Raw genomic sequence first — 23,811 nt, 5'->3', positions numbered from 1 at the left:
TCCACTATAATACTCCTGCTTTGTCAAAATGTCTTTTAGATAATTTGGTACCGTAATAACTTCCTAAAAATCCTCCCATTGCAGCAAAAGCGAATATTATGATTAACCATTTTGGATTAGTATAATAGCATTTATAGTTATTGATATATTCCATAGACATTCCGCCTTGTACAGATGCTTTTACATAATTATCCCACATCACAAGTATCGGTAATATGGATGTACCAACGAATGCTGCGCTAAAAAAAGTCCAAGTTTTTATTATTTGTTTATCACTGAGCCTTCTATATAGAATCAATTCACAAATGAGTCCTACTAGAATCAGATATATACTTATGAACCAATAACCCATCATAAGATAAACTAGTGCAAGAATTATACTATATACTAATGTTACTAGTGGTTTTTTTATTTTCTTGATCATTACCACATATATAGGTGCTGATAAAAAACATACTATACCTGATGATAATACCAAACTAAAGAACTCATTAACCATTGAAACAGCATTGATAGCTACCTGTATCACTACTATTAAAACACTCAGAATAACCATTGTTATTATATCTTTCACAGAAAATTTATTTGTTTTTTTCACTTACTTGTCCTCCTCTTATTTGTCTAATAATCCTATAGTTGCCATCCAATAGCTTCTTCTCTTGCTAAGATAAATCTCTTATATATACCTTCTTGTGATATTAGCTCTTTATGTCTTCCAGCTTGTTCTATTTGACCATCATTTATAACAAGTATTTGGTCAGCATGTTGTACTGTACTAAGGCGATGAGCAATCATAATTACAGTTTTGTTCTTAGTTAGTTCTTGTATTGCAATCTGCAGATTCTTTTCATTTTCTGGATCCACACTTGCCGTTGCTTCATCTAAAATGATTATAGGAGCATCTTTCAATATGGCTCTTGCAATAGATATTCTCTGTTTCTCTCCACCAGATAGACTACCGCCTCCTTCACCAACATATGTATCGTAGCCATTAGGAAGAGCTTCTATAAAATTATGACAACACGCTTTTTTAGCAGCTTCTTTAACTTGTTCTAAGGTAGCATCTGGCTTACCGAAACGAATATTATTAAATATTGTATCTTCGAATAAATACACTTTTTGAAATACTGTACTAAAATTATTCAATAAACTTTCACATGTATATTCTTTTACATTATGTCCACCAACTATTACTTTTCCCCTGTCAACATCGAAAAAACGTGTTATAAGACTGCAAATAGTTGTCTTTCCACTACCTGAAGGACCAACTATGGCCGTGGTAGTATTCTCAGGTATTCTTATATTCATACCTTTTATGACTTCTTGGTCGTCATAAGAAAAATATACATCCTTTAATTCTATATCATAATTATTTATATCAATGGTAGCTCCATCTTCATCCATGATAGGCGTATTATATAGATTATCTATCCTATCAAGTGATGCTTCTATTACCCTAGTTAAAGATGATACACTTCCTACAATTTCCATTTGTTGATATATGATAAAACTGGCAATAAGAAGAGTAAAGCATTTTACCATAGTTATTTCCCCATCAATAAAAAGGTACGGAACAACAACTATTATTGATGATGCCGCAATTTTAAATACTAGTTGATATAATGCTGTCAGGCTTGAAAATACACTCTCTAGCTTTATATTAGCTTTAGAACTTTCTTCAATAGCATCTTTGACGCCTTCACTTGAATAACCTCCAAGATTATATGCTTTAACAACTCCCATTCCTTGTATATATTCTAATATAGAAGAAACCAGACCAGCTTGAGCTTTTTGTCTTCTTGGTGATAGTATTTTGCTCTTTTTTTGCATGTATAAATATATGAGCATAGCTATGACGATTCCACCAATAGTTATCAAACCGATATGCCATTCATACACTAATATCCACAAAGATATAACTGTACCATGTACTAGCCCATTGATTACTTTATCGAATATAGTTACAGATATGGTTTCAATATCACCTAATGTAGTAGTTGTGGTAGCTGTTATTTCACCTAATACATTATCATTAAAATATCCCATCTTGACTCTTTTCATTAGTTCGCCTATTTCTAATCTTTTATCCTGACACATATTAAAACTAGATAGTACACGTTTTTGATTAGATATGTTGGAAAATATGATTTTACCTACTATACTAACTACCATTACCAGAAAAATAATAATAACGTCATTCATATTAATTACTTTTGTACCTTCAACAGACATTAGTAACCAATTAATAAGCATTATAACCGCCATAAAAGATGCAATTTCAAAATTAGACCTAATAAAACTTGATATTAGTGATAATATAATATCTTTACGATGTTTTCCTGAGAAATTAAGCAGTCTCTTAAATAACTTTATCATTTAATGATACCTCCTCCATACTATCTTTATATCCTACATGGGCTTCCCATAAATCTTTATACAATTCACAGTTTTTCAGGAGACTAATGTGATTTCCACAACCTTCTACTTGTCCATTATTCATAACAATTATTTGATCTGCATTAACTATCGTAGATAGTCTATGAGCTATTACTATTAGTGTTTTACTTTTTATTAGCTGATTTATAGAATTTTGTATTCTATTTTCATTTTCTGGATCTGTAAAAGCTGTTGCTTCATCTAATAATACTATTGGGGCATCTTTTAATATAGCTCTGGCTATTGCAATTCTTTGTCTTTCCCCACCTGATAATTTGCCTCCGGCATCACCAACATTAGTATCATAACCATGTGTTAGAGTCATGATAAAATCGTGGGCACTTGCTTTTTTAGCTGCCATTTCAACTTCTTTATCTGTAGCATTTTTATTGCCTAGACGTATATTTTCTTTTATAGATAGATTAAATAAGAAATTATCCTGAGAAACATAAGCTATAGTATCCATTATCTGAGTTAGAGGTAATTCTTTAACATCTATTCCTCCTAATTTAATACTACCTTCATTGGCTTCCCAAAAACTAGCTATAAGTTTAGCAATGGTAGATTTACCGCTGCCTGATGGTCCCACTATAGCTGTAATACCCGATGGAATTGTTGAAAAACTAACATCCTTCAATACCTGAACTTCATCATAAGCAAATGATACTTCATCAAATGTTATTGTACTATTTTTAGTTTCTTTTCTACACTCAGGTCTTTTCATTTCTTTTACCTTCAGTATATCTGCTATCTCTTTAACAGTGCTATCAACCATAGCTAAACTGTCTGTATATTCTAATGCTTGAATAAGCGGCTTGATAAGGCTCATGGATAAAATGATGCATGTAATAAGCACAGGTATGGTGATACTACCATTCATATATAGATATGTTCCTAGAGGCAAAACTCCAATTAGAGATGTAGGCATTATACAAATTGCTATTATGTAATATCCATTAGTTTTCTTAAACCATTCACTTTTAGATTTACTATTTTCTTCTACAGCATCTATATATTTTTTATAAGATCTTGCTGATTGATTAAACATTTTTATTACTTCAATACCATTTATATATTCAACTATAGCTCCATCCATATTTTTTCCTGCTTTTAAAACTCTAGCATAACGGGTTTCATAATCTTTCATCATACCCATATAACATATGAGTCCTATTGGAATTGTAGCTAATGCAATTAATGCCAATCTCCAATCCAATGTAAAGAAATATATTGACAGACATATAGGTATCAACAGATTAGATGTCAATTCTGGAATCATATGGGCTAGAGGCAACTCTATCTTCTCCACAGTATCGACAATCACAGTTTTAAATTTTCCTGATGGTGTATCAAGAATATATCCCATAGGCACTTTAGAAAGCTTTTCAGTTATCTCTTGCCTAATGTTCTTTAAAATCAAAAATGCACTTCTATGAGATAGCACAGTTGACATTGTTGAAAAAATAACCTTACCAAAATAACCAATTAAAGCTATGAAAGCTATATAGCCAATATATGTCCATGTATAATTATTTTCAAATAATCTATTTATTAGCTTAGATACTGCAAAATAAGGTATTATACCAAATCCCACACCAGCTATTGCAAGTAGTACTGAAACAACCATCTTTTTTTTACATTGTTTTGCATAACTCAAAATCCAGCTGATACTATTTTGTTTCTTATCTTTCAAAACATATCTTCCTTTCTTCTTCATCTATATATATATTGAACATAAACTTATTTAAACTTAATTATGCTATCCCATCCAGTATTAAAGAAAAGTGCCAATTGCTCTATATATGATGTAGCTTCATCTTTTGGCATATCATGTGCAACTGTTTCAAATACCGCTGTAAAATATGCACTAGTCAACATATGGTGTAATTGTTTGTTAACATTTCCTTCTAGTTTTCCTAATTTTCTAAGGGTTTCATAGTATTCTGTTGTTCTTTCAACCTCTATATTTACTAAATCATTGATGAAATTTTGATATTTTGTACCATCCGCACAACAAATCAATAATTTGAACTCATAAAAATTATCATAGATATAGTCCATGAAATATCTTAAATATTCAGTAGACAAATCTTTGGTATCAATAGTCTTTTCACTATCAATAAGGTCAAAATGAGAATCTTGAGCACCTCTGAACATCGAATATAACTCTTCGGCTACATTTCCTACAAGTCCATCAAATAATGCTTCTTTATCCTTGTAATATCCATAAAATGCTCCTAATGTAAAACCTGCTTCATTAACTATTTTTCTTAGTGATGCACTTTTAAAACCATTCTCTAGAAACTCTTGCTTACCTATTTTCATTAACTTTTCTTGTGTTTTAGTATTAGTTTTCATAATAACTCCTCCTCAATATAGCACTGATATATATCACTGCTATATTATCATTAATGATAATGATTGTCAATAATATTTATTTAAAGTATATAATAAAATGTATACCCCTACCCTACCGATGACATAATATGCTTATATATACGTATCTTGCTAATTCATATCAACTATAGTATTATCTAGGATGTGCACTAAATTATTTATTGTAATCAGATTAATTTCTTGAATTTTGTATTTATAAACCAAGGAGAATTTTAATAATGAATAAAATTAAATTTTGTATATTTTTATTATTAATATGTTTAAGTGGATGCTCTGCAAAAACAGCTAATAATAATATTATTACTAGCCTTAATCTAGAATTTGATACTTTTACATCTGATGATTCAGTACCTATAACAAATGTTCTATTAGATGAAGAAGAAATAAACGAGGCAAACTGGAATAACCATCCAGCTATTAAAGAAATCAGAGAAATATATAATACAATAGAAGTCTCCATAAAATCAAATAAACTATTTATAACCAATGGAATAAAAGATACTGATTCTCGTTTCACAAAAGATTTTAGTATTTATAAAGATAAAAATCAGATTGTTAAAAAATATATTGAAGAAAGTGGTTCTGAAGATTCAGGATATACAGCAAGTTATTATTTTGACGATGTTAATAAATTACGATTTGTTTTTCTAGAATTAGGAGCTACCAATGGAACTAATGTTGAATATCGATTATATTTTGATGCACAGGAAAATAAGATATGGGAACATGAAACATTGGTAAAAGGACCTGGTTATCCTTTTAGTGATGCGGATGAATATTTGACGATATTAGATCCAGAGAAATTATTTGGAAGTGATATTAACTAACTAACAAATCTCTCAAATATTATTATGAGAGATTTGTATACTAATTTTTACTAGTTTTATACTAGTTAAATATGCATAAAAAAATCATATTTTAATAACTACCTATAATATATGAAATAGCCTTTAATCAAATTCAATGGATATCATTTGATGACCATTAATTTTTTCAATATCATACTCCACTGTACCATCTTTTTCTACATACTCCATATCCACACACTGTGGAACAAGTTGCACTTTCTTAACTTTTTTATTAATCCTAACCTTGCTTCTTACATTATATAAAGGAATTATATCTTCAATTATATCAATTTCCTGACAACCTCTTTCAGGAATATAGTTAAGATAATGAGCAATATATCTATTACTTTTCTCTTGACTATTAATACTAACAAAAAGGGTAGACGGTCCATTATGCTCTATTATTTTATCTTGTAATAGCATATCAACTGCATTTTTCATTAATGTTTTGTACCATTTAGCTCCTCTAATGTTATATACAGAAAATATAGGATTAGCAAAATAAATTACATTTCTATTTTTCACAATACCTGGTCCTTCTACCTCACCCGATGAAGGAGTTTGTCTATGCGAGCAGAAATGTTCATATGTTCTGTCAAAATATGGTTTTATTGTATTAGCAAGTATTCTAGTATCAGCATTAGATTGAATTTCTAAGCCTTTTGCATACATTACATGTTCTGTTTCAGGTAGTCCATTTCCAATTTCTCCTTTTGGGAGTATATAATCTATATATTCATTACATACTGTGATTTTACCTCTTGCTAAATCACCATCAATAGTTTTGATCTGTTCTTCTTTTAGTTTAATACCTGCATCTAAAAAATTATAACGTAATTTATCTTCTGATAAGCCAGACTCAAATGTTGCAATAACCTTACCATCATTTACTATATATGACTCAAGTTTTGCATTAAGGCTTTTATTTACAGGTATATTATCAGGTAAAACCAATAATTTATATTTATTAAAATCACTCATTGTATCAATAATATCAAACTGATATCCTAATTTATCAAAGATTCTCTCAACACCCATTATTGAATCAGGTAAATCAGCTCGATTTGCACCACAGAATTCTTCTGGTGTAAGTACTCCAATATCTGAAATAGACACAACATTTTCACACCAAGGTTCCTTTTCTTCAACCTGAGAATATACTGAACCTATTAAATCATATACTGGTTTGGAAAGTTCTCCACATGGTTCCATTTGGTCACCAATTAGACATTTTGCACCCATAGCCAACATTCTAAAACATTCATATTCTAGCGCTTCTTTATTCTTAAAGGAATGGAAATCTCCCCACTCGGTATGGAATTTACCCGTTTGGGCAAGACAATCCAATGAAAGTGTTCTCGCATATCTCATAGTAATTGGGAAATGTAAATATCCCCAATTCCCACTTGGTAATGTTTCAAGTTCAAAATGTGTATAAGAATCTTTAACTTTTCTTTGCAAAACACCAATATGACTAGTATTATAGAAAATACTTGTATCTGGATTAATATTTCTGATAAAATCACTTATATCAACTTTAAATTCATCAATCATTGCATGGGCATAAGCCATTCTAGCTTCATCATTATATATATCAACACCTTTTTTCTTCATCTTTGCCATACAATCAGCACAAGAGCAATCTGTTGGATATACTATATCAAGGAATATTCCATCAGTATCAAGAGTATCCATTATCTCTTTTATATTTGCCTTCAAAAAATCTCTATATTGTGTATTCACACATAGCACTTGATAAAATCCTGGCTTATATGGCTCTGAACCAATCTGTTTCCCATTTTTATCAATAGCAATCCATTCTGGATGCTCCAGCGATGTAAACATATCCCATTGTACAGTAATATATATTGGAACACGTATATTTATTCTATGACACTCATCAATTATCTCTTTTAATATATTTTTGTTTACTAGACCATGATGTACTCTTTCTGGAAACAATTTAGAGTCGTAATAAAGCATACCATGATGACACCTTGCAAAACATGTTATTGAATTGACATGTGCGTCTTTAAGTGTCTGTGCAAACTTAACAGCATCAAATTTTTCACCAACATCTTTCAATATTTCACTTGTATGAAAATCCAAATGTATCTGGCGAAATCTTAAATTCAAGTTATTCATTTATATCCCCTAGTATAATGAACTATCATAGTATTCATTATACATTTTCCTTTCTTTAATAGTTTTGAATTTAATCAAATCCTGAAAAAGCAATAAATTTTAACCCTTTAATGCTCCTGACATTACTCCTCCAATAATATACTTCTGCATAATAAGGTATAAAACTATTATTGGAATCATGGCTAATACAAATGCTGCAAAAGCCATATTCAGTTTTATACTATACTGTCCAAAGAAAAAATACTGTGTCAATGGAATAGTTCTAACATCAGGTTTTTGTGCAACAATAAGTGAAATCTGAAAATCATTCCAAACTGTCAAAGCATTAAGAACCAACAGTGAGGATGTGATTGGTTTCATAAGTGGAAATACCACTCTCCAAAAAGTATAGAATTTTCCTGCCCCATCAATGTACGCCGCCTCCTCCATTTCTAAAGGAATTGACTTAATAAACCCAGTATAAATAAATATATTATATGCTACCTGAAATCCACTTATAGCTGTGACTAACCCAATAAGTGTATTTAACAGATTCACATTTTTTAATGTCATAAAAACTGGAAGCATAACAACTTGAAAAGGTAGTAATAAAGCTGCTAGAAAGATATAATATAATGCATTATATACCTTGGATTTTGAATTTCTTGCTATTACATATGCTGCCATAGAACTTATTAACATCAATAATACAATACTTAGAATAGTTACTATGGTACTATTTTTAGTAGCATTGAAAAAATTCGATATTTGAATCGCTTCTTTAAAATTTTCCAAGTATATTGATGTAGGAAATGCAATTCCCGTGACAGCTGTTTCTTGGGGGGATTTGATTGCATAAACTATAGCTATGTAAAATGGAGCTATAAAAACAAGAGTTATTAAGAATTTTCCTAAAAAAACAAAAACACCTTTTAATTTTGATGACACTATAACTCAACCTCCCTTTTTCGGAGAATAACCGTAACAATACTAGTAATTAAAAAGATTCCTAACATCATTAATACTGCAGCTGCTTGTCCATAACCTGCCCTATTATATGGGAAAGTATAATTATAGACATACATTGCAAAGGTTTCCGATGCTCTTCCTGGTCCTCCTTTAGTTGCGGCCATAGCATAATCAAATATTTTAAGACCCCATCCAAGAAATAACACAACATTGACTGTAATAGCAGGAAATATCATTGGCAACGTTACGTTCCAAAATCTTTTAAAAGCTCCTGCACCATCTATTACAGCTGCTTCATAATACACATCTGGTACTCCGTGTAAAGCTGCAAGGTAGATAAGCATAGCATAGCCAATATCTCTCCACATTCCCATAATTGATATACCTAACATTACTGTTTTTGTACTTCCCAATAAATTCTTAATACCAAAATATGTGTTGAGCACATCACTATATAAATATGACCATATGAAACCAGTCAATACAAGACTTATAATAAATGGCATAAATATCATAGTCCTAAAAGTTTTGTTTACAGCAGAATTTTTTTTCAAACAAATTGCAATCAATAGACCAATAACATTATTTCCGATTAATGTTATGATAGTGTAGACTAATGAATTAGATATTGGTTTTAGAATTGTTGGATCTTTTAAAACTTTAATATAATTACTGATTCCTATAAATTTATATGTTGGTGAAAATCCATCCCAATTTGTAAAGGAATATTTGATACCATTTAAAAATGGTAAAACTACTATAAATGAAAACAAGAGTAATGCAGGGAGAAGGAATAATAAATTCCAAACTCCTTTCTTCATAGAAGACTTATTCATTGCCAACTAACCTCCAATGTCAATGCTTTAACTGTAAACATCAAAATATTTTGAATACTAAATGTATGATATTAAAATATTTAATTTAATATCATACATTTATTCAGTTTTATTATTCTATTGAGTTAAACTCTTTTACTAATTTTTCTATATACTTATCAACTTCTCTATTAGGATCAGCGGCAAATTCCTCCTGCCATTTTCTAAATGTAGCATTTCGCTGACCTACAAATATATCTTCTGCTTCATAATTATATGTTTTTTTAGATTCTGCAATCTTCATTACATCTACAGTTATAGGATTGATACCTTCAGTTGGAACTTCTTTAACACATGTAATTTGTGTACCATCTGCATTATCGATCTTTGCTCCTTCAACTGAAGCACGAAATTCTAATAATTTTAAAGCTTCTTGTTTATGTTTAGTTTGTGAACTTATCATATATGAACCACTTGAAGCAAGGCCTAATAAAGATTCATCTGGATTGTCAGAGTTAGGCGTTGTAAAAAATCCTATTTGGGCATCTGGTGCAAGGTTACTTATCTCACGAATTTCCCATGTTCCTTGAAGAAGCATAGCAGCTTCACCTTTAATTAACATTGTACGAGCTTTAGTTGCATCTATTCCAAAGTCATTTTCACTAGAATAATCAAGTCTTTCTTTATATCTTTGTATTGATTGTATAAACTCTTCATAATCAGAAAACTTCTTAGTTCCTTCTGTAATTTCTTTAAACATTAATGGGTTACTAGCAAGTGGTGAACCATAAAAATCACTTTGAATATTACATTGAGCAGTCCATCCATCTTTGAAACCATTAGCAAATGGAACAATACCATTTTCATCTAATATAGCTACTGCTTCCATTAGCTCACTATGTGTTTTAGGTATTTCAATTCCATATTTGTCAAATACATCTTTATTATAGAATACTCCCATTCCTTCAAGTACAGTAGGAATTCCATAGACTTTTCCATCTATCTTCATAGAACTAATAGCTGATTCATATATATTATCAATAAATGGCTGATCTGATATATCCATTATATGTCCCGCTTTAATAAGCTCTAAATACATTTTTGGACGCCCCATAATAATATCTGGTGCATCACCTGCGGCAATCTTTGTTTTAAGCATTGTATCAAATTGATTAAAATCTATCCCCTGCACTTCATATTTCACATTTGGATTAAGTGCTTCAAGAGCTTCTATTTGTTTTTTAAATGTATCTCTAGCAGATTGTTCACCAATATGATGAAATATTGTTACCACAACTTGTTCTGATTCCATATCTTTTATCTTATCTTGTGAATTATCAGATGAATCTACTTTCTCTTTTTTACCACACCCTGTAAACAAACTTAAAATAGTTACCAATACAACTATAATTACTATAACTTTCTTCATTATGTGTATTCCTCCCTTTGTTTGATAACATAAGCTTACTGTATCAATCTAATAATAACAATTAGAGATATTTTACATTATATTAGATTTTTTTACCTAGTTTAATATATTGACTAGGAGAAACACCTTCATTTTTTTTGAATACTTGATAAAAGTAAGAATAATCCTTATATCCAACAGCTTTACACACTTCAATTATTTTACTTCCAGGTTCCGTTAACATTTGCTTTGCCTTACTCATACGTATATCTGTCAATATTTCCACAAAGTTATTGCCTGTTTCTTTCTTTAGAAGACGACTTAAATAAGAAGGGTTTATAGATATATATTCAGCAATTTCTGTTAGTGAAATATCCTTTTTATAATTTTGACTGATATACGAGATAGCACTATTGACCGTAGGATTATTAATTTTTTTATGCATACTTGTACATTTTCTTATATATAAAAGATATGATTTCAGGTAATTCTTTACTTGTTTAACATTAGAAAGAAAATCTATTTCATTGATAAGTTTATTTACACTCTTGTTAACCTGTGATTGCTCATATATATCCACGATATAATGTCTCATCAGCGTTATACATATTTCTGATATCAGACATTTTATAGCAAATATATTACCGTTTGCATTGGCAACAATTTTATTAATTATTTTATCAATTTCTTGATTAATGTTTGATTCAGACATATTTTTGATTACATTATAAAAACTATCAAGGTCGTTTATCATGGTATTATCATCTGCTATATTCATTAATTTAAAATCATTTGAGAACATGATATTGTTTTCTGTGTGGAAATAATTCCTATTTAGAACATTAACTGCATCATTATAACAGTCAACTAAATCTTCTATCTTTTTCGACATTGGACTTACTACAACACAATAATACTCCATTTCATATTCTTGCATAATTATATTATATATCTCTCTTAGGATATTCTTGATTTTAATTTTACTTTTACGAGCACTTATACTTTTATCAAATATTATAATAAATACTGAATCTTTGTTAATAATAGTATCAATTATTTGTAAATGATTAATACTGATGTATTCATACACAAGCTCTCTTAATTTATTTGACATCCTTGTCACTATGTTTGTATTGTTAGATCTGACCCTTGAAACAATAGTATGATATTTAATATTATTTAATTTAAGGTCACAGATATCTTTACTAGTAAATTCATTGATTGCTTTTCTTTTTTGAATGATATCAGATATTAAACTACTTCTAAGCGTGGATAATGAACTATCAACTTTATTCTTATACATATTTTTTTCATTTAATATCTTTATTTGCAGTTCCTTACGACTTCTTTCTTCAGTAATTTTTTGTATTGTTTTATCAATTATACTTTCAAACTTATTATTATCAATTGGCTTTAATACTAAGTCAACTATTCCTAACCTTATTGCTTTTTGTGCATATTCAAATTCCTGATAGCCTGTTATAATGATTACTTTCATATCTAGTCTCTTGTCTCTAATATATTCTGCCAGTTCAAGTCCATCCATTCCTGGCATTTTAATATCTGTCACCACAATATCTGGTTCATATTTGTCTATAATATCCTCACCATCAAATCCATTTTCAGCTTGCGCTATAACAATACAATCATATTGTTTCCATTTTATTGTTTTCATTAAGGATTCTCTAATAACTGGCTTATCATCTATTATTACAACCTTATAACTCATTAAGCTTCACCTCGGTTTCAAAATTCAGGGGTAGTCTAACACTAATTTTAGTACCACGATTTGTATCACTTTGTATTTGAACTCCATATTCATCACCATACAAAATTTTAATTCGTTTATTAACACTATTAATACCAACTTTTGTATGTTTTTTATCACTATCTATATCAAAGTCTTCATTTCGTAGTATATTTTTTATTTTACATTTATCAATACCCACTCCATCATCATACACTTCTAATATCATATCATATGCATCACATTTCGAACTAACTATGATTATACCTTTTCCGATTTTCTTTTCCAGTCCGTGTACAATTGCATTCTCTACTATGGGTTGTAAGATGAATTTTGGAACAACTGCATCCATGAGAGCTTCATCAAAATCAAATCTAACCTCTATTTTATCCCTATAAGATATTTGTTGTATTTCAAGATAACTTTTTATATATTCCATCTCTTCTTCAAGAATTATAACATTGTTTTTATTGCTGATGGTTTCTCTCAAAAGATTACCAAGAAGATATGCCATTCGACTTGTTTCATAGTCTCCATGAATTTTTGCAATACTATTCATGGTTTCAAGTGTATTATATAAGAAGTGCGGGTTTATCTTAGCTTGTAAAGCATCATATTCAAATTGTAAAGCTTTTATCTGAGCGTTCTTTTTTTTCACTTTTTCATCATATATAGTTTCAAGAAGCTCTTCTATCTTTTTTGCCATTTCATTAAATTCAACAGCAAGCATACCAATTTCATCGTAGCTTACTGGCAATATTCTCGTTCTAAAATTCCCTTCCGACATAACTTTTATATTCTTTAAAAGTAGTTTAACATTATTAGAAATATTATTTGCAATAAAATTTGCAATAATAAGGGCAACAATTATTGAAATAACTCCAATGTATAAAATCCATTTTAAAACTAATGATGAATCTTTTAATAGAACTCCCATATCCACTATTTTAACCAGCTTCATACTGCCATCATTTAAGTCCCAAGAAGTATACATGTATTCTTTATTGTCATACCAGATATTGATTGTTTTTTTATTAATATCGTAATTACTAATAAAAAACTCTACCATCTCGTCTGACATTTTATCCGATTTAATAAGAACATTTCCTTCCCCATCAAAAACAATTATTTCACTTCCCTTGTCTGCACTAATATTCTTATATAGATTTACAAAATAATCAATATCAATTCCAATAGAAATAATACCAACTTTATTTAACTTATCACTATCATATATTAATCTATTTACAAAAATCAATTCGTCATTATATGGCTGCCACAAAGGTTTACCCCATAAAGATTCAGTTTTATCCTTTTTTAATATATCATCCATTTGGTTGGAACTCATTTGAGGTGTATTATAAGAATTATAGTATTTATTTCCCTGTAGATCAGCTATTATAACAGCCTTTATATATGAATTATAATTAAGAAGGCTAAAAGAAAATTTATCTATTTCTCTTTTTTTATTATATTTAGTACCAAAATTTTCATCATCATCAATTTTAATAGTTTTATCCAATTTCGAGTTATATATTTGAACAAATATTGAATCTGTCATTGAATTAATATGATTTTCAAAGTTAGCACTAAGCTGTTCCATAAGATATTTTGAAGATTGTATAGATTTTTCAGTAATAGAATTCTTTGATATTATGTAACTAGATATACTAATCATTGTAAAGGTCAAAAAGATTATTATTATATAAGATCCCAAAAATTTTTCCTTGATTTTTAGATTAAGAAATTTTTCCTTGAATTGTTTTACCATTAGTTCACTCCTTCAAGCTAAGTAACATATAGTAGGCTCTGCAAACAATGTTATTATTAACATTCTAAAGGTTAATTGTGAAAATGTTATCATTTAGAAAAGTAATTCATGTATATTATAACATGAAATTAATAACTATACATAATATATTTAATAATAGCAATATTATACATTCAAGAATATCTTTATGGGCTATAAAAAAAGCAAAACCCGAATTTACTTAGTATGAATTCTTGGTTTTACTTATCCTATATATCTTTATATTAATAGTATCAATTTTCAAGTTGGTTTGATGACACTCATTCCTTATAATAAAAAGTATTATGTTCTTCATCATATGTCACAGTAATGTTTTTTTCCTTACATATATATAATATCTCATCCAACATTGACTGATATCTCTCATCCATAGCAATATTGAATTCATTAATTTCACTTTTATCACTAATTTCAACTATAAAATTTTTACTATGCTCAACTATAAAACCAGATGCCTGATCCTTTAGTTTAGAATGTTCTTCAGATAATTTAAGCATCATTAATTTAGTAAAAGCATCCTGATATAATTCAACTACATCTATACTATCATCTAATTGTTTTATTTCTGTAAAATACTCATTTGTAATATCAAGAATTAATCCGATATTTTTAATCGTAATATTATTACTATCTTTAAATGTTTGATTGTTTTGGTTATCTACGGTGATGAAATTTTCTATACAATAATCATCATTTATTGAATCTCTTCTTAATGAAAATAATAAAGTATCCTTATGGATTACTAATTCAAATATAACATAGCATACGAAAATTATAATTATTATTATAAAAACGGGTTTTCTAGTTTTCATTATAGTAGTCTTTCTCCTTCTCTAATCATGATATTTATTAAGGCTTATATAGTATCTAAATTAATTTGTTATTTAAATACTTTATAGCATCTTGATAGTAAGATAAATCCTACAATCAAGATGCTATTATATTACAATAATCTACTTAAATTAGTATGAGTAAAGATATCCTGGTTGTCCTCCATACCAGTTTCCACTTTTACCTGTTGGATTTTCAATATCTAAGTATTTAAAGCATTTATCGGAATCAATCCATTCAACTTCAGTAGTATATTTTGAATAACATTTTGTAACCATATTACTTGAAGTTACAAAGTCTACTTTCATTAAATCTGATGCATCCATACTCAATAGAACATCTTTCATAGCATCTCTATCTAATGCATTTAAAAGATCCCATCCCATACTTACAGCAAAACTTATAACAGCTCCAGGTATTGCAGCTTTAACATCAAATTTTTTGCATATTAGCGCTGATGCTATAGCAGTTGTAGCTGCATTTTTTACGCTAACAAATAAATTATAATCACTACCTAAAGCATATATAGTTGTAGCTGCAACGTGTGGTAAAAAGTCAACTTCCAAAGTATATACGCCTGATAAAATCTCTCCTAATGAAAGAGGTGTTCCATCTTTAGTAGTATCTCTAACCCAAGCAAGACCTTTTGAACCTGTATAATCACAATCGTTTATAGCTGATCTCGAAGTAGTATACACTCTTTCATAACTTGAATCAAAAAATCTCATATTATTAAACTTTTGAATTCCCGACAATAGTGCAGCAGCTTCAACACCAGTCACTTTATCTTCATATGTAAATTCATTCGGATTAACATTAAAAACATCTTTGAAATATTTATTTAATTCATCCTCTGATAAATCTTTAACTTTATCTATAGAAAGATTAAGGTTTGAATCCACATCTGCATAAATTTCATTAAGATCAATTGGAGCCTTTGCATAAGATGTTACATTAGCGTTTAAGATAATAATTGCTGTCAAAAATACAATTAACATTTTTTTCATATTACTACTTCTCCTTTTTAGGTTTTATTTATAAAAGGATTAGTATTATCTGCAGCTAAACTAATCAATTTACCTAAATTACATGTATTTAGACTAATTGGTTTTACAAAGTCTAAGTATTGTATATATAATTATGTTTAATTTGTTTAGTAATTTTTAGTATTTAGTCTGCATCAATCTTCATTTATATTATCAGTATTTAGAATATATGTCAATATTTTTTCGAATATTTCAAGTTATTTTGTTTTATATTGGTTTTTATGGATTTATTTTTGAATTGATTAAATAAAGAGACTTTTTTGTTTATTTAATTTGCGTACAACAAAAAACATGCCCCTGAAAATTATTTAGTGGCATGTTCATATATACATAATTAGTTTACCTTTATAAGTTTCTGTGTATTATACATGGTGACTTCTTAATTATCGTCTAACTGTATCCACGTAGAAAGACTTATACTATTAAATTCCTTTAGATTCTTGAATAGCTCATCTAATTCCATCAATGCTTTTTTTACATTGCCATCGGCTATAGCATCCATCAATTTTGCATGACTATAATTAACTCTTGCAGTCAAGTCTTTATCAATAAAATAATTAAGATAATATTGCCTTCTTGCTAATGCATGTTGTGGCAATAGCATTTGTCCAATAAATGGATTTTTACTAGCTTTGCATAATAATCTATTGAATTCATCATCAATTCTCAAGGCTTCTATTGCTGGCGCCCATTCATCTGTGACTTTTCTATATTCACTAGCTAATTGTCTTAATTTTTCTCTTTCAACTGGGAATGCATATTTTGCAGCTCTTTTGACAACCAATTCTTCTAATACTTTCCTAGGTTCTAACTGTAATAACAATTCTTCAACAGTAACTATACGTATCAAAATTCCTTTACGAGGAATGGTTTTAAATAAATGTGTTGGCTCTAGACGCTTCAATGCTTCACGAACAGGAGTACGTCCAATCTCTAGATATTCACTTATTTCTTTTTCGGAAACAATACTGCCAGGTTTTAAATCTGCTGTTACAATCATTTCTTCAATTTTTTTACTTGCATCATCTACTAGAAAATCAACATTTTTCTGTTTAAACTTATAATCTTCCATTTTGATTCTCCTTCCTCTCTATAGAATTATAACATAATTAATATTTTTGTCATATATAGAAAAACATATTCCATCTTTACTAGAAACACTTATGACTAATTAATTTTATAGTATTGACTTTTTCGACATAAAATGATAAATTATTATTATAATATATCAGTAATATATTACAGCTATATTATTGATATATTAGAGTCTAAAATTTTTATCTACTAAATGCTTCGCTTGATATTAGATACATTCAACTTATAATATACAATGGAATGTATTTATATTTAGCGTAGTTAAAGCTCTATCATAATTTTTTAAGGAGGATTATTATGAATAATAATAGCATTATTCAAGGTATTAAAGATCTACCAAAGCATTTAAATTCTAAGACAATCAGTTCAGGTGTCATTGCAGGTATTTTTGGCTGGTGTACAGCACTTATACTATTCGCTAATGGTAATGCATGTGGATGGAGTATGCAAGAAACCTCTTCTTGGATCTTTGCATGTTGGGTATTCGGTCCTATTTTAGGTATCATTCTATCATTGAAATATAAAGAGCCTATACCTGGTGCTTGGTCTATATCAGGTGCAGCAATTGTCGTTTCAGGAGCTGGTGCAGGATATTCATTGCAACAGTTATGTACAGGATTTTTATTAGCTGGTATTTTAGTATTTATATTAGGTGTAACAGGACTAATTAGTAAGGTAATGAAATTTTTACCTATGCCTATTGTAATGGGAATGACTGCTGGTTGCTTATTTAAATTCGTAACAAATATGGTCAACTATATATTTAATTGGTCAAGCAATATGAACGAACCAAATTATAGCCAGTATTTATTAATTGCTTTTATGGCAATCGCAGCATGGTTGATATTTACTAAACTTAGACCAGTGATTAAGGTTATACCTCCAATTCTAGCTGCTTTTGCAGTTGTAATAATATGTGTATTTGCTTTTGGATTATATGATGCCTCAGCTTTAGAAGGTATCAAATTCTATGGTCCAAAATTAATAGGATATTCTTTTGAAAACGTAGGAGGAGTATTTGTATCAGTATCTCTTCCATTAGCACTTCTTGTTATTGGTGCAGAAAATGCTCAAGCTATTGGTGTATTAAAGAGCCAAGACTATGAGCCACCTGTCAAGAGCATGACTATATGGTCAGGTCTTGGTGGTATTGTTACTTCACTATTCGGTGGACATAATGCTAATATTGCAGGTCCTATGACTGCAATCGTTGCATCTGATGAATCAGGAGATGATAAAGATGGTCGTTATGCTGCATCTGTAGTATGCGGTATATGGTGTTCTATCATCGGTATCTTCGCTAGTTTACTAGTACCTTTCTTAAGTACTATGCCACTTAAATTAATCTACTTGGTTGCAGGTTTAGCAATGGTTGGTGTAATTTTATCATCATTACAATCAGCATTCAAAGCCAATAAATTCCAAGTATCAGCATTCTTTGCATTTTTTATAGCATTATCACAAAAATCATTTTTAGGTATTGGCTCAGCATTTTGGGCATTGTTGGTTGGACTTATTATAGCGGCAGTATTAGAAACTAAAGATCTAAAAGCAATTATGAATAACAAAAAATAAAATTGATGAGGAATTATTATGAAGAAATATAAAAGTTTAATTGTATTTGAATCAAATTGTGATTTACCGGTTTATGATGAAGTAGATGTATTAGTTGCAGGTGGTGGACCAGCTGGAATAGCTGCCGCTGAGACAGCAGCTAGACATAAGAATAAAACATTACTTGTTGAAAGACTTGGTTTTCTAGGTGGAGCATCTGTAGCTGGTTACTCAGGTACATTCTGCGGAATGTTTTACGGATGTGATAATCCATTAGAAGAAGAACCAAAACAGGCAGTTTTCGGATGGACTAATAAGTTTTATGAGGCATTGAAAGAAAGAAATGGTGTTACCGAACCTCAGCCATATGGTAAAACATTTTTAGTTCCCCATAACCCACAAATCTTCAAAGAAGTTGCTGAAGATATGATTCTTGAAGCTGGTGGAAAAATATTATACCATTCAACAATAGTTGGTGTCATAAAAGATAATGATGTATTCAAAGGTGTTGTCATCGACACAAAAAGCGGTTTAGCTCAGATAAAATCAAAAGTGATGATTGATGCAACTGGCGATGCTGATATTATCTATCGTGCTGGTTATGAATATACAATGGGAGATAACGGCGTAATTCAAAATCCAACTATGATTTTCCGTCTAGGTGGTGTAGATGTTAAAAAATTCTTCGAATATTGGGGCGAAGACAGAATATCTCCTGATAAAGTAACAGAAGCTATGAAAAAAGCTACTCAAAAAGGTGCCGAACTTCCTAGACTTAAGGTTTGGGTATACCATACAACAAGACCTAATGAATTGTTTATGAATGTAACATTACTAACAGGCAGAGACGGTCATCTACTTAATGTTTGTGACCCTGACGATCATACCGAAGCTGAACAAGTAGCCCGAAAGCAAGTTATAGAATATGCAAAATTCTTCAAAGAATACATACCTGGTTGTGAAACATCTTTCATAAACGATTTATCTTGTGAAGTTGGTGTGAGACAAACTAGAAGTATAGTGGGAATCGAAAAACTACTTAATGATGATGTTAAATCTGCTAGAAAAAGAAGTGACGGAATAGTGGCTTGCCCATGGCCTATTGAATTACATAATGGGGAAAAACCTTATTTATTCTGGCTGATAAATGATTATTATGAAGTTCCTTATGGAGCTTTAGTTCCAGCAGTTGGTGAAAACCTGATTGTTGCAGGTAGAAATCTTAGTGCTGAACATCATGCATTAGCAAGCTGTCGTGTAATCTCACAATGTTTTGGTTACGGACATGCAGCAGCATTAGCAGCAGATAAGTCATTAAAAGAAAATATTAAATTCAGAGATATCAAAGGTGAAGAAATAAGAACGTTATTAAATGTGGAAGATGCACGTTTAGGATAATAAAAATTACAAGATAAACCCACGAAGATAATTCTCGTGGGTTTATCTTGTAATGGTAGATTTTATAGACTGCTACCATCAGATACTTTACTCTACTGACACTTTACTTCTACTTCTTTTTCATCTCTTAATTGAGTCATGACTGCAGTAATAAAAATCACTAATTTCACAATAACTTGTGTAACATCATTATCCATGTTATATGTACAAGTTAAATATTTAGTAAGATGTGAGGCAGTGGATATAAATCCATCTACATATACATAATTTGATAAATCATTACTATTATGATATAAAAATATAGCTATTGTTCCTAGTAAAGATGCCCCGACAAATGATGTACTTAATATTAAAAAAACAGTTATAAATTTAAAGCCTCCACCTAATAATGCAACTGAAGCCTTATAGAGAAATCTTGTCAACAAACCAAACATTTTTTTCCCTTTAAAACATAATAACACACCTACACTACACAAAGTAATTAAAGTAACAACTACAGATAACATTCTAATCATCTACTTTATTCATTATTTTCTCTAGTAAATGAAGTACACAAATAACTTATTCATGACTACATTAATTATTTATCATAATACTTTCTTGAAATGATCTAAAACCTCCTGCCAATGAGCATACTTTCTAACATTACGTCTATCCGATAGTATTGAACTATATTTTTCTTTTAAATATCTTCCAACATAAGTTGTAGCTTTTTCAGCACCAAAGATATTCATATGGTCTCCATTATCTCTAAAGTCCCTTAAAAAATCTATTTTGAAATCACTGTCTTTCTCATTCAAATCTATAAATGGAATATTTAAATCCTTTGACAAATAGTTAATATAATTATGTTTTGCATAATTCCATGAAGATGCGCTAGGAAGCTCTAGAAAAAGGATTTTTATATTATTTGTTCTACATATCTTAATAAAGTTCTTAAGTTGTTTTAGGTTTCGTCTAGGTATAGGATGAGGTTTTTGATTCTTGTTTCCCATATAATCACCAGCATCATATTTGTTGATCTCATCCGAATGAACAAACCCTTTAGTTATATCATATTTCTTAGACCTATTAGGTATTGTATAAAAATCTCTTAGCTTTAACTCTTTCCATCTAACATGAAACACAAATGGTGAAAGAAGAAAATTAGAATCATCAATAGCTTTATTCCTTTTTTCATAAAGACAGTCAACTTCAAGAATAGCTACTTTTGGTGCTTGAGTCTTCAGTGTCTTCCTTAACAAACGATTTATATCACCAATTGTCTGCAATACAGTACCAGAAGCGTATGATGTATAACCATATTTCTCATACAGTTTTGCTGGTACGAATCCAGCATAGACATCAGAGTTTCCATATACCATTACATCAATTGAATTATTTGGCTCAGCAAGGAAACCCATTCCTCTATAATATTTTGCACCACCAGAATCATTAATTGATTTTGGAGAAACAATGAGACATATATACATATATATAATAGCTGTAATCAAAAAGCAACTAGAAACCGTTATAATAATTTTAAGTCTTTTCATTAGAAACCTCCATAAATGGGATCAGGTGGAATATATCCCAATCCATATGCACCAAAAATAACTACAATACAAAACACACTAAAGCAAATCCAATATTTTTTATATGATGAAAGAGCTTCAAATCTGCTTTCTATATCAATATCTTTTAACTTCATAATTACTGACAGTAATATTACTATGAATGAAAGAATGAAAATTATAAAGTCATTAGGTTCAATCACACTAAGAAGCTGAAACTTAGAGCCTTTTGAAAAAACTGACCCTAACATCTGACGAAATACAAATAAGTTCTCTGCTCTGAACATAAGCATTCCAATGCCAACAAACATAAGAGTTTTTGTTAATCTCAATCCTTTGATAATCTTATTTCCAGAAATTATATTATTCTTATTTAATACTCTATTTACCAAAGGAGAAATCAGATTAAATATAATCATTAATACAAAATAATATAGCCCGTAAACAATATATTTTGAGCTTGCACCATGCCAAAGTCCTGTTAAAAACCAAACTAAAAATAATGGAATGGTAATAGTTAATAAATTAGCCAAAAAAGTTGGTAGATTCTTCATTAGTTTCATCAATGTTCTAGAAGTTGAAATAGGATAGAATATGTAATCACGGAACCAACCTCCTAGAGAAATATGCCATCTCCTCCAGAAATCTCCCACATTCAATGCTAAGAATGGCATATCAAAATTCTTAGCGAGTCCAATTCCAAATATCTTAGCCACTCCTGCTGCTACATCTATATATCCAGAGAATTCCGCATATAATTGAATTGTATATGCAATAACACCTATAATAACAGTGAATCCTCCATAAGATTCATAATTCTTGAAGACAGCATCTGATATAATTGCGGCTCTATTTGCAACCATAAATATCTTGAACATTCCCCAAAACATTCGAGCAATACCGTTATATAAATTATTAATCTTGATTTGCTCTCCACTTGTCATCTGAGGTATAAGGGCATCATATCTTCCAAATGGTCCTTCATGCATTTGTGGGAAAAAGCTTATGAATAGAGCTATTTTAAAAATATTTTTCTCAGCTTGATACTTCCCTCTTAAAACATCCACTACATAACTTATTGACTGCAAAGTATAATAAGATATTCCTAGAGGCAAAGCTATCTTTATTACTGGAGCAGAAACATTTATTCCTAACCAACCAAGTATTCCAACGCTTGATGATGCAAAGAAATTAAAATATTTTAATGTTAATAGAATTCCTATATTAACAATCACATATAATGCTAAAATAATACGTTTTTTCTTTTTTATTTCTGCCTTTAATCGTTTTCGTTCCTTTTTAAGAAGTCCTTCAAAACAATATCTTTCAGGAATCTTATCCATTAGTATTGCTGCATAATAGGATGTCAAAATAGTCACTATAAGAAAAACAATTCCAAATCCACAAAAAATCCCGTAGAATACAAAACTTGTTGCTAGTAATATAAGGTGACGTTGTTTGCATGGACAAACAGCATAAATTACAGTAGTTACCAGGGTAAATATTAATAATAATATTAGAATAAGATATGGCATATCATTTATTCTCCATCAAGTGATATAACTAGCTTATATATATTTTCTACAGAATTAAAATTTTCTGGTATGAGATGAATTGGTGTTATTTCAATATCGAATTCATAATTAAGCGATGCCACAAGCCTTGCAATATTAAGTGAAGTTAATATTTTACCATCAACTAAATTAGTTGCATCCTTGTAATCTACTCCTGGTATTATTGTTGAAAGAATCTCATATATTTTTTCCATTTTTATCTTCTC

The 23,811-nt window shown here is 29.7% G+C and carries 20 protein-coding genes; 3 read left to right on the top strand and 17 right to left on the bottom strand.

The window, feature by feature from the left end:
- Positions 1–4 precede the first annotated feature (4 nt).
- From ACX6CF_RS03490 to ACX6CF_RS03475, 4 genes are read right to left on the bottom strand one after another with little or no spacing between them, the layout of a single operon-like run.
- Complete coding sequence (locus ACX6CF_RS03490) at positions 5–598, bottom strand: MptD family putative ECF transporter S component (protein ID WP_458783911.1); 594 nt, start codon at positions 596–598, stop codon at positions 5–7.
- A 32-nt stretch (positions 599–630) separates the two neighbouring features.
- Positions 631–2,376, bottom strand: coding sequence for an ABC transporter ATP-binding protein (locus ACX6CF_RS03485; RefSeq protein ID WP_458783910.1), 1,746 nt, complete (start codon positions 2,374–2,376; stop codon positions 631–633).
- Positions 2,360–4,129: an ABC transporter ATP-binding protein gene (locus tag ACX6CF_RS03480; protein ID WP_458783909.1), complete on the bottom strand. Its 1,770-nt coding sequence runs from the start codon at positions 4,127–4,129 to the stop codon at positions 2,360–2,362. Before ACX6CF_RS03480 ends, ACX6CF_RS03485 begins: the two co-directional genes overlap by 17 nt.
- Positions 4,130–4,176: 47 nt before the next feature.
- Complete coding sequence (locus ACX6CF_RS03475) at positions 4,177–4,794, bottom strand: TetR/AcrR family transcriptional regulator (protein WP_458783908.1); 618 nt, start codon at positions 4,792–4,794, stop codon at positions 4,177–4,179.
- A gap of 257 nt (positions 4,795–5,051) precedes the next feature.
- Here ACX6CF_RS03475 and ACX6CF_RS03470 point away from each other — a divergent pair, with 257 nt between their 5' ends.
- Positions 5,052–5,660 (top strand): hypothetical protein, encoded by a 609-nt coding sequence (locus tag ACX6CF_RS03470; protein WP_458783907.1) that lies wholly within the window; start codon positions 5,052–5,054, stop codon positions 5,658–5,660.
- Between the two features lie 123 nt (positions 5,661–5,783).
- Here the strand turns inward: ACX6CF_RS03470 and ACX6CF_RS03465 are convergent, their stop codons facing one another.
- From ACX6CF_RS03465 to ACX6CF_RS03425, 9 genes are all read right to left on the bottom strand, one after another.
- Positions 5,784–7,826, bottom strand: a complete 2,043-nt coding sequence (locus ACX6CF_RS03465; protein ID WP_458783906.1) for an alpha-amylase family protein — start codon at positions 7,824–7,826, stop codon at positions 5,784–5,786.
- Between the two features lie 99 nt (positions 7,827–7,925).
- On the bottom strand, positions 7,926–8,753 hold the full coding sequence (locus ACX6CF_RS03460; RefSeq protein WP_458783905.1) for a carbohydrate ABC transporter permease: 828 nt from the start codon (positions 8,751–8,753) through the stop codon (positions 7,926–7,928).
- Entirely contained in the window at positions 8,753–9,610 is an 858-nt protein-coding gene (locus tag ACX6CF_RS03455; RefSeq protein WP_458783904.1) for a carbohydrate ABC transporter permease, read from the bottom strand. The genes ACX6CF_RS03460 and ACX6CF_RS03455 overlap by 1 nt, the downstream gene beginning before the upstream one ends.
- Positions 9,611–9,722: 112 nt before the next feature.
- Positions 9,723–11,018 (bottom strand): ABC transporter substrate-binding protein, encoded by a 1,296-nt coding sequence (locus ACX6CF_RS03450; protein ID WP_458783903.1) that lies wholly within the window; start codon positions 11,016–11,018, stop codon positions 9,723–9,725.
- An 82-nt stretch (positions 11,019–11,100) separates the two neighbouring features.
- Entirely contained in the window at positions 11,101–12,726 is a 1,626-nt protein-coding gene (locus ACX6CF_RS03445) for a response regulator transcription factor (RefSeq protein WP_458783902.1), read from the bottom strand.
- Entirely contained in the window at positions 12,716–14,515 is a 1,800-nt protein-coding gene (locus ACX6CF_RS03440; protein ID WP_458783901.1) for a sensor histidine kinase, read from the bottom strand. Before ACX6CF_RS03440 ends, ACX6CF_RS03445 begins: the two co-directional genes overlap by 11 nt.
- A 299-nt stretch (positions 14,516–14,814) precedes the next feature.
- Entirely contained in the window at positions 14,815–15,366 is a 552-nt protein-coding gene (locus ACX6CF_RS03435; protein WP_458783900.1) for a hypothetical protein, read from the bottom strand.
- A gap of 150 nt (positions 15,367–15,516) precedes the next feature.
- Positions 15,517–16,392, bottom strand: coding sequence for a hypothetical protein (locus tag ACX6CF_RS03430; protein WP_458783899.1), 876 nt, complete (start codon positions 16,390–16,392; stop codon positions 15,517–15,519).
- 418 nt (positions 16,393–16,810) lie between these two features.
- Positions 16,811–17,503, bottom strand: coding sequence for a GntR family transcriptional regulator (locus ACX6CF_RS03425; RefSeq protein WP_458783898.1), 693 nt, complete (start codon positions 17,501–17,503; stop codon positions 16,811–16,813).
- A gap of 320 nt (positions 17,504–17,823) precedes the next feature.
- On the opposite strand from ACX6CF_RS03425, the gene ACX6CF_RS03420 reads away from it, so the two are divergent.
- On the top strand, positions 17,824–19,101 hold the full coding sequence (locus ACX6CF_RS03420) for a benzoate/H(+) symporter BenE family transporter (RefSeq protein ID WP_458783897.1): 1,278 nt from the start codon (positions 17,824–17,826) through the stop codon (positions 19,099–19,101).
- Between the two features lie 18 nt (positions 19,102–19,119).
- Positions 19,120–20,478, top strand: a complete 1,359-nt coding sequence (locus ACX6CF_RS03415) for an FAD-dependent oxidoreductase (protein WP_458783896.1) — start codon at positions 19,120–19,122, stop codon at positions 20,476–20,478.
- 92 nt (positions 20,479–20,570) lie between these two features.
- Here the strand turns inward: ACX6CF_RS03415 and ACX6CF_RS03410 are convergent, their stop codons facing one another.
- The 4 genes from ACX6CF_RS03410 to ACX6CF_RS03395 form a co-directional block, all read right to left on the bottom strand.
- Positions 20,571–20,993: a hypothetical protein gene (locus ACX6CF_RS03410; protein WP_458783895.1), complete on the bottom strand. Its 423-nt coding sequence runs from the start codon at positions 20,991–20,993 to the stop codon at positions 20,571–20,573.
- A 72-nt stretch (positions 20,994–21,065) separates the two neighbouring features.
- Positions 21,066–22,013: a hypothetical protein gene (locus tag ACX6CF_RS03405; protein ID WP_458783894.1), complete on the bottom strand. Its 948-nt coding sequence runs from the start codon at positions 22,011–22,013 to the stop codon at positions 21,066–21,068.
- Positions 22,013–23,566, bottom strand: a complete 1,554-nt coding sequence (locus ACX6CF_RS03400; RefSeq protein WP_458783893.1) for an MBOAT family O-acyltransferase — start codon at positions 23,564–23,566, stop codon at positions 22,013–22,015. Before ACX6CF_RS03400 ends, ACX6CF_RS03405 begins: the two co-directional genes overlap by 1 nt.
- A gap of 5 nt (positions 23,567–23,571) precedes the next feature.
- Entirely contained in the window at positions 23,572–23,799 is a 228-nt protein-coding gene (locus ACX6CF_RS03395) for an acyl carrier protein (protein ID WP_458783892.1), read from the bottom strand.
- Positions 23,800–23,811 lie beyond the last annotated feature (12 nt).

It is taken from the genome of Vallitalea sediminicola, assembly GCF_054408565.1.
The sequence above is the reverse complement of the archived record's forward strand: the minus strand, read 5'-3'. Positions and strand labels throughout refer to the sequence as shown.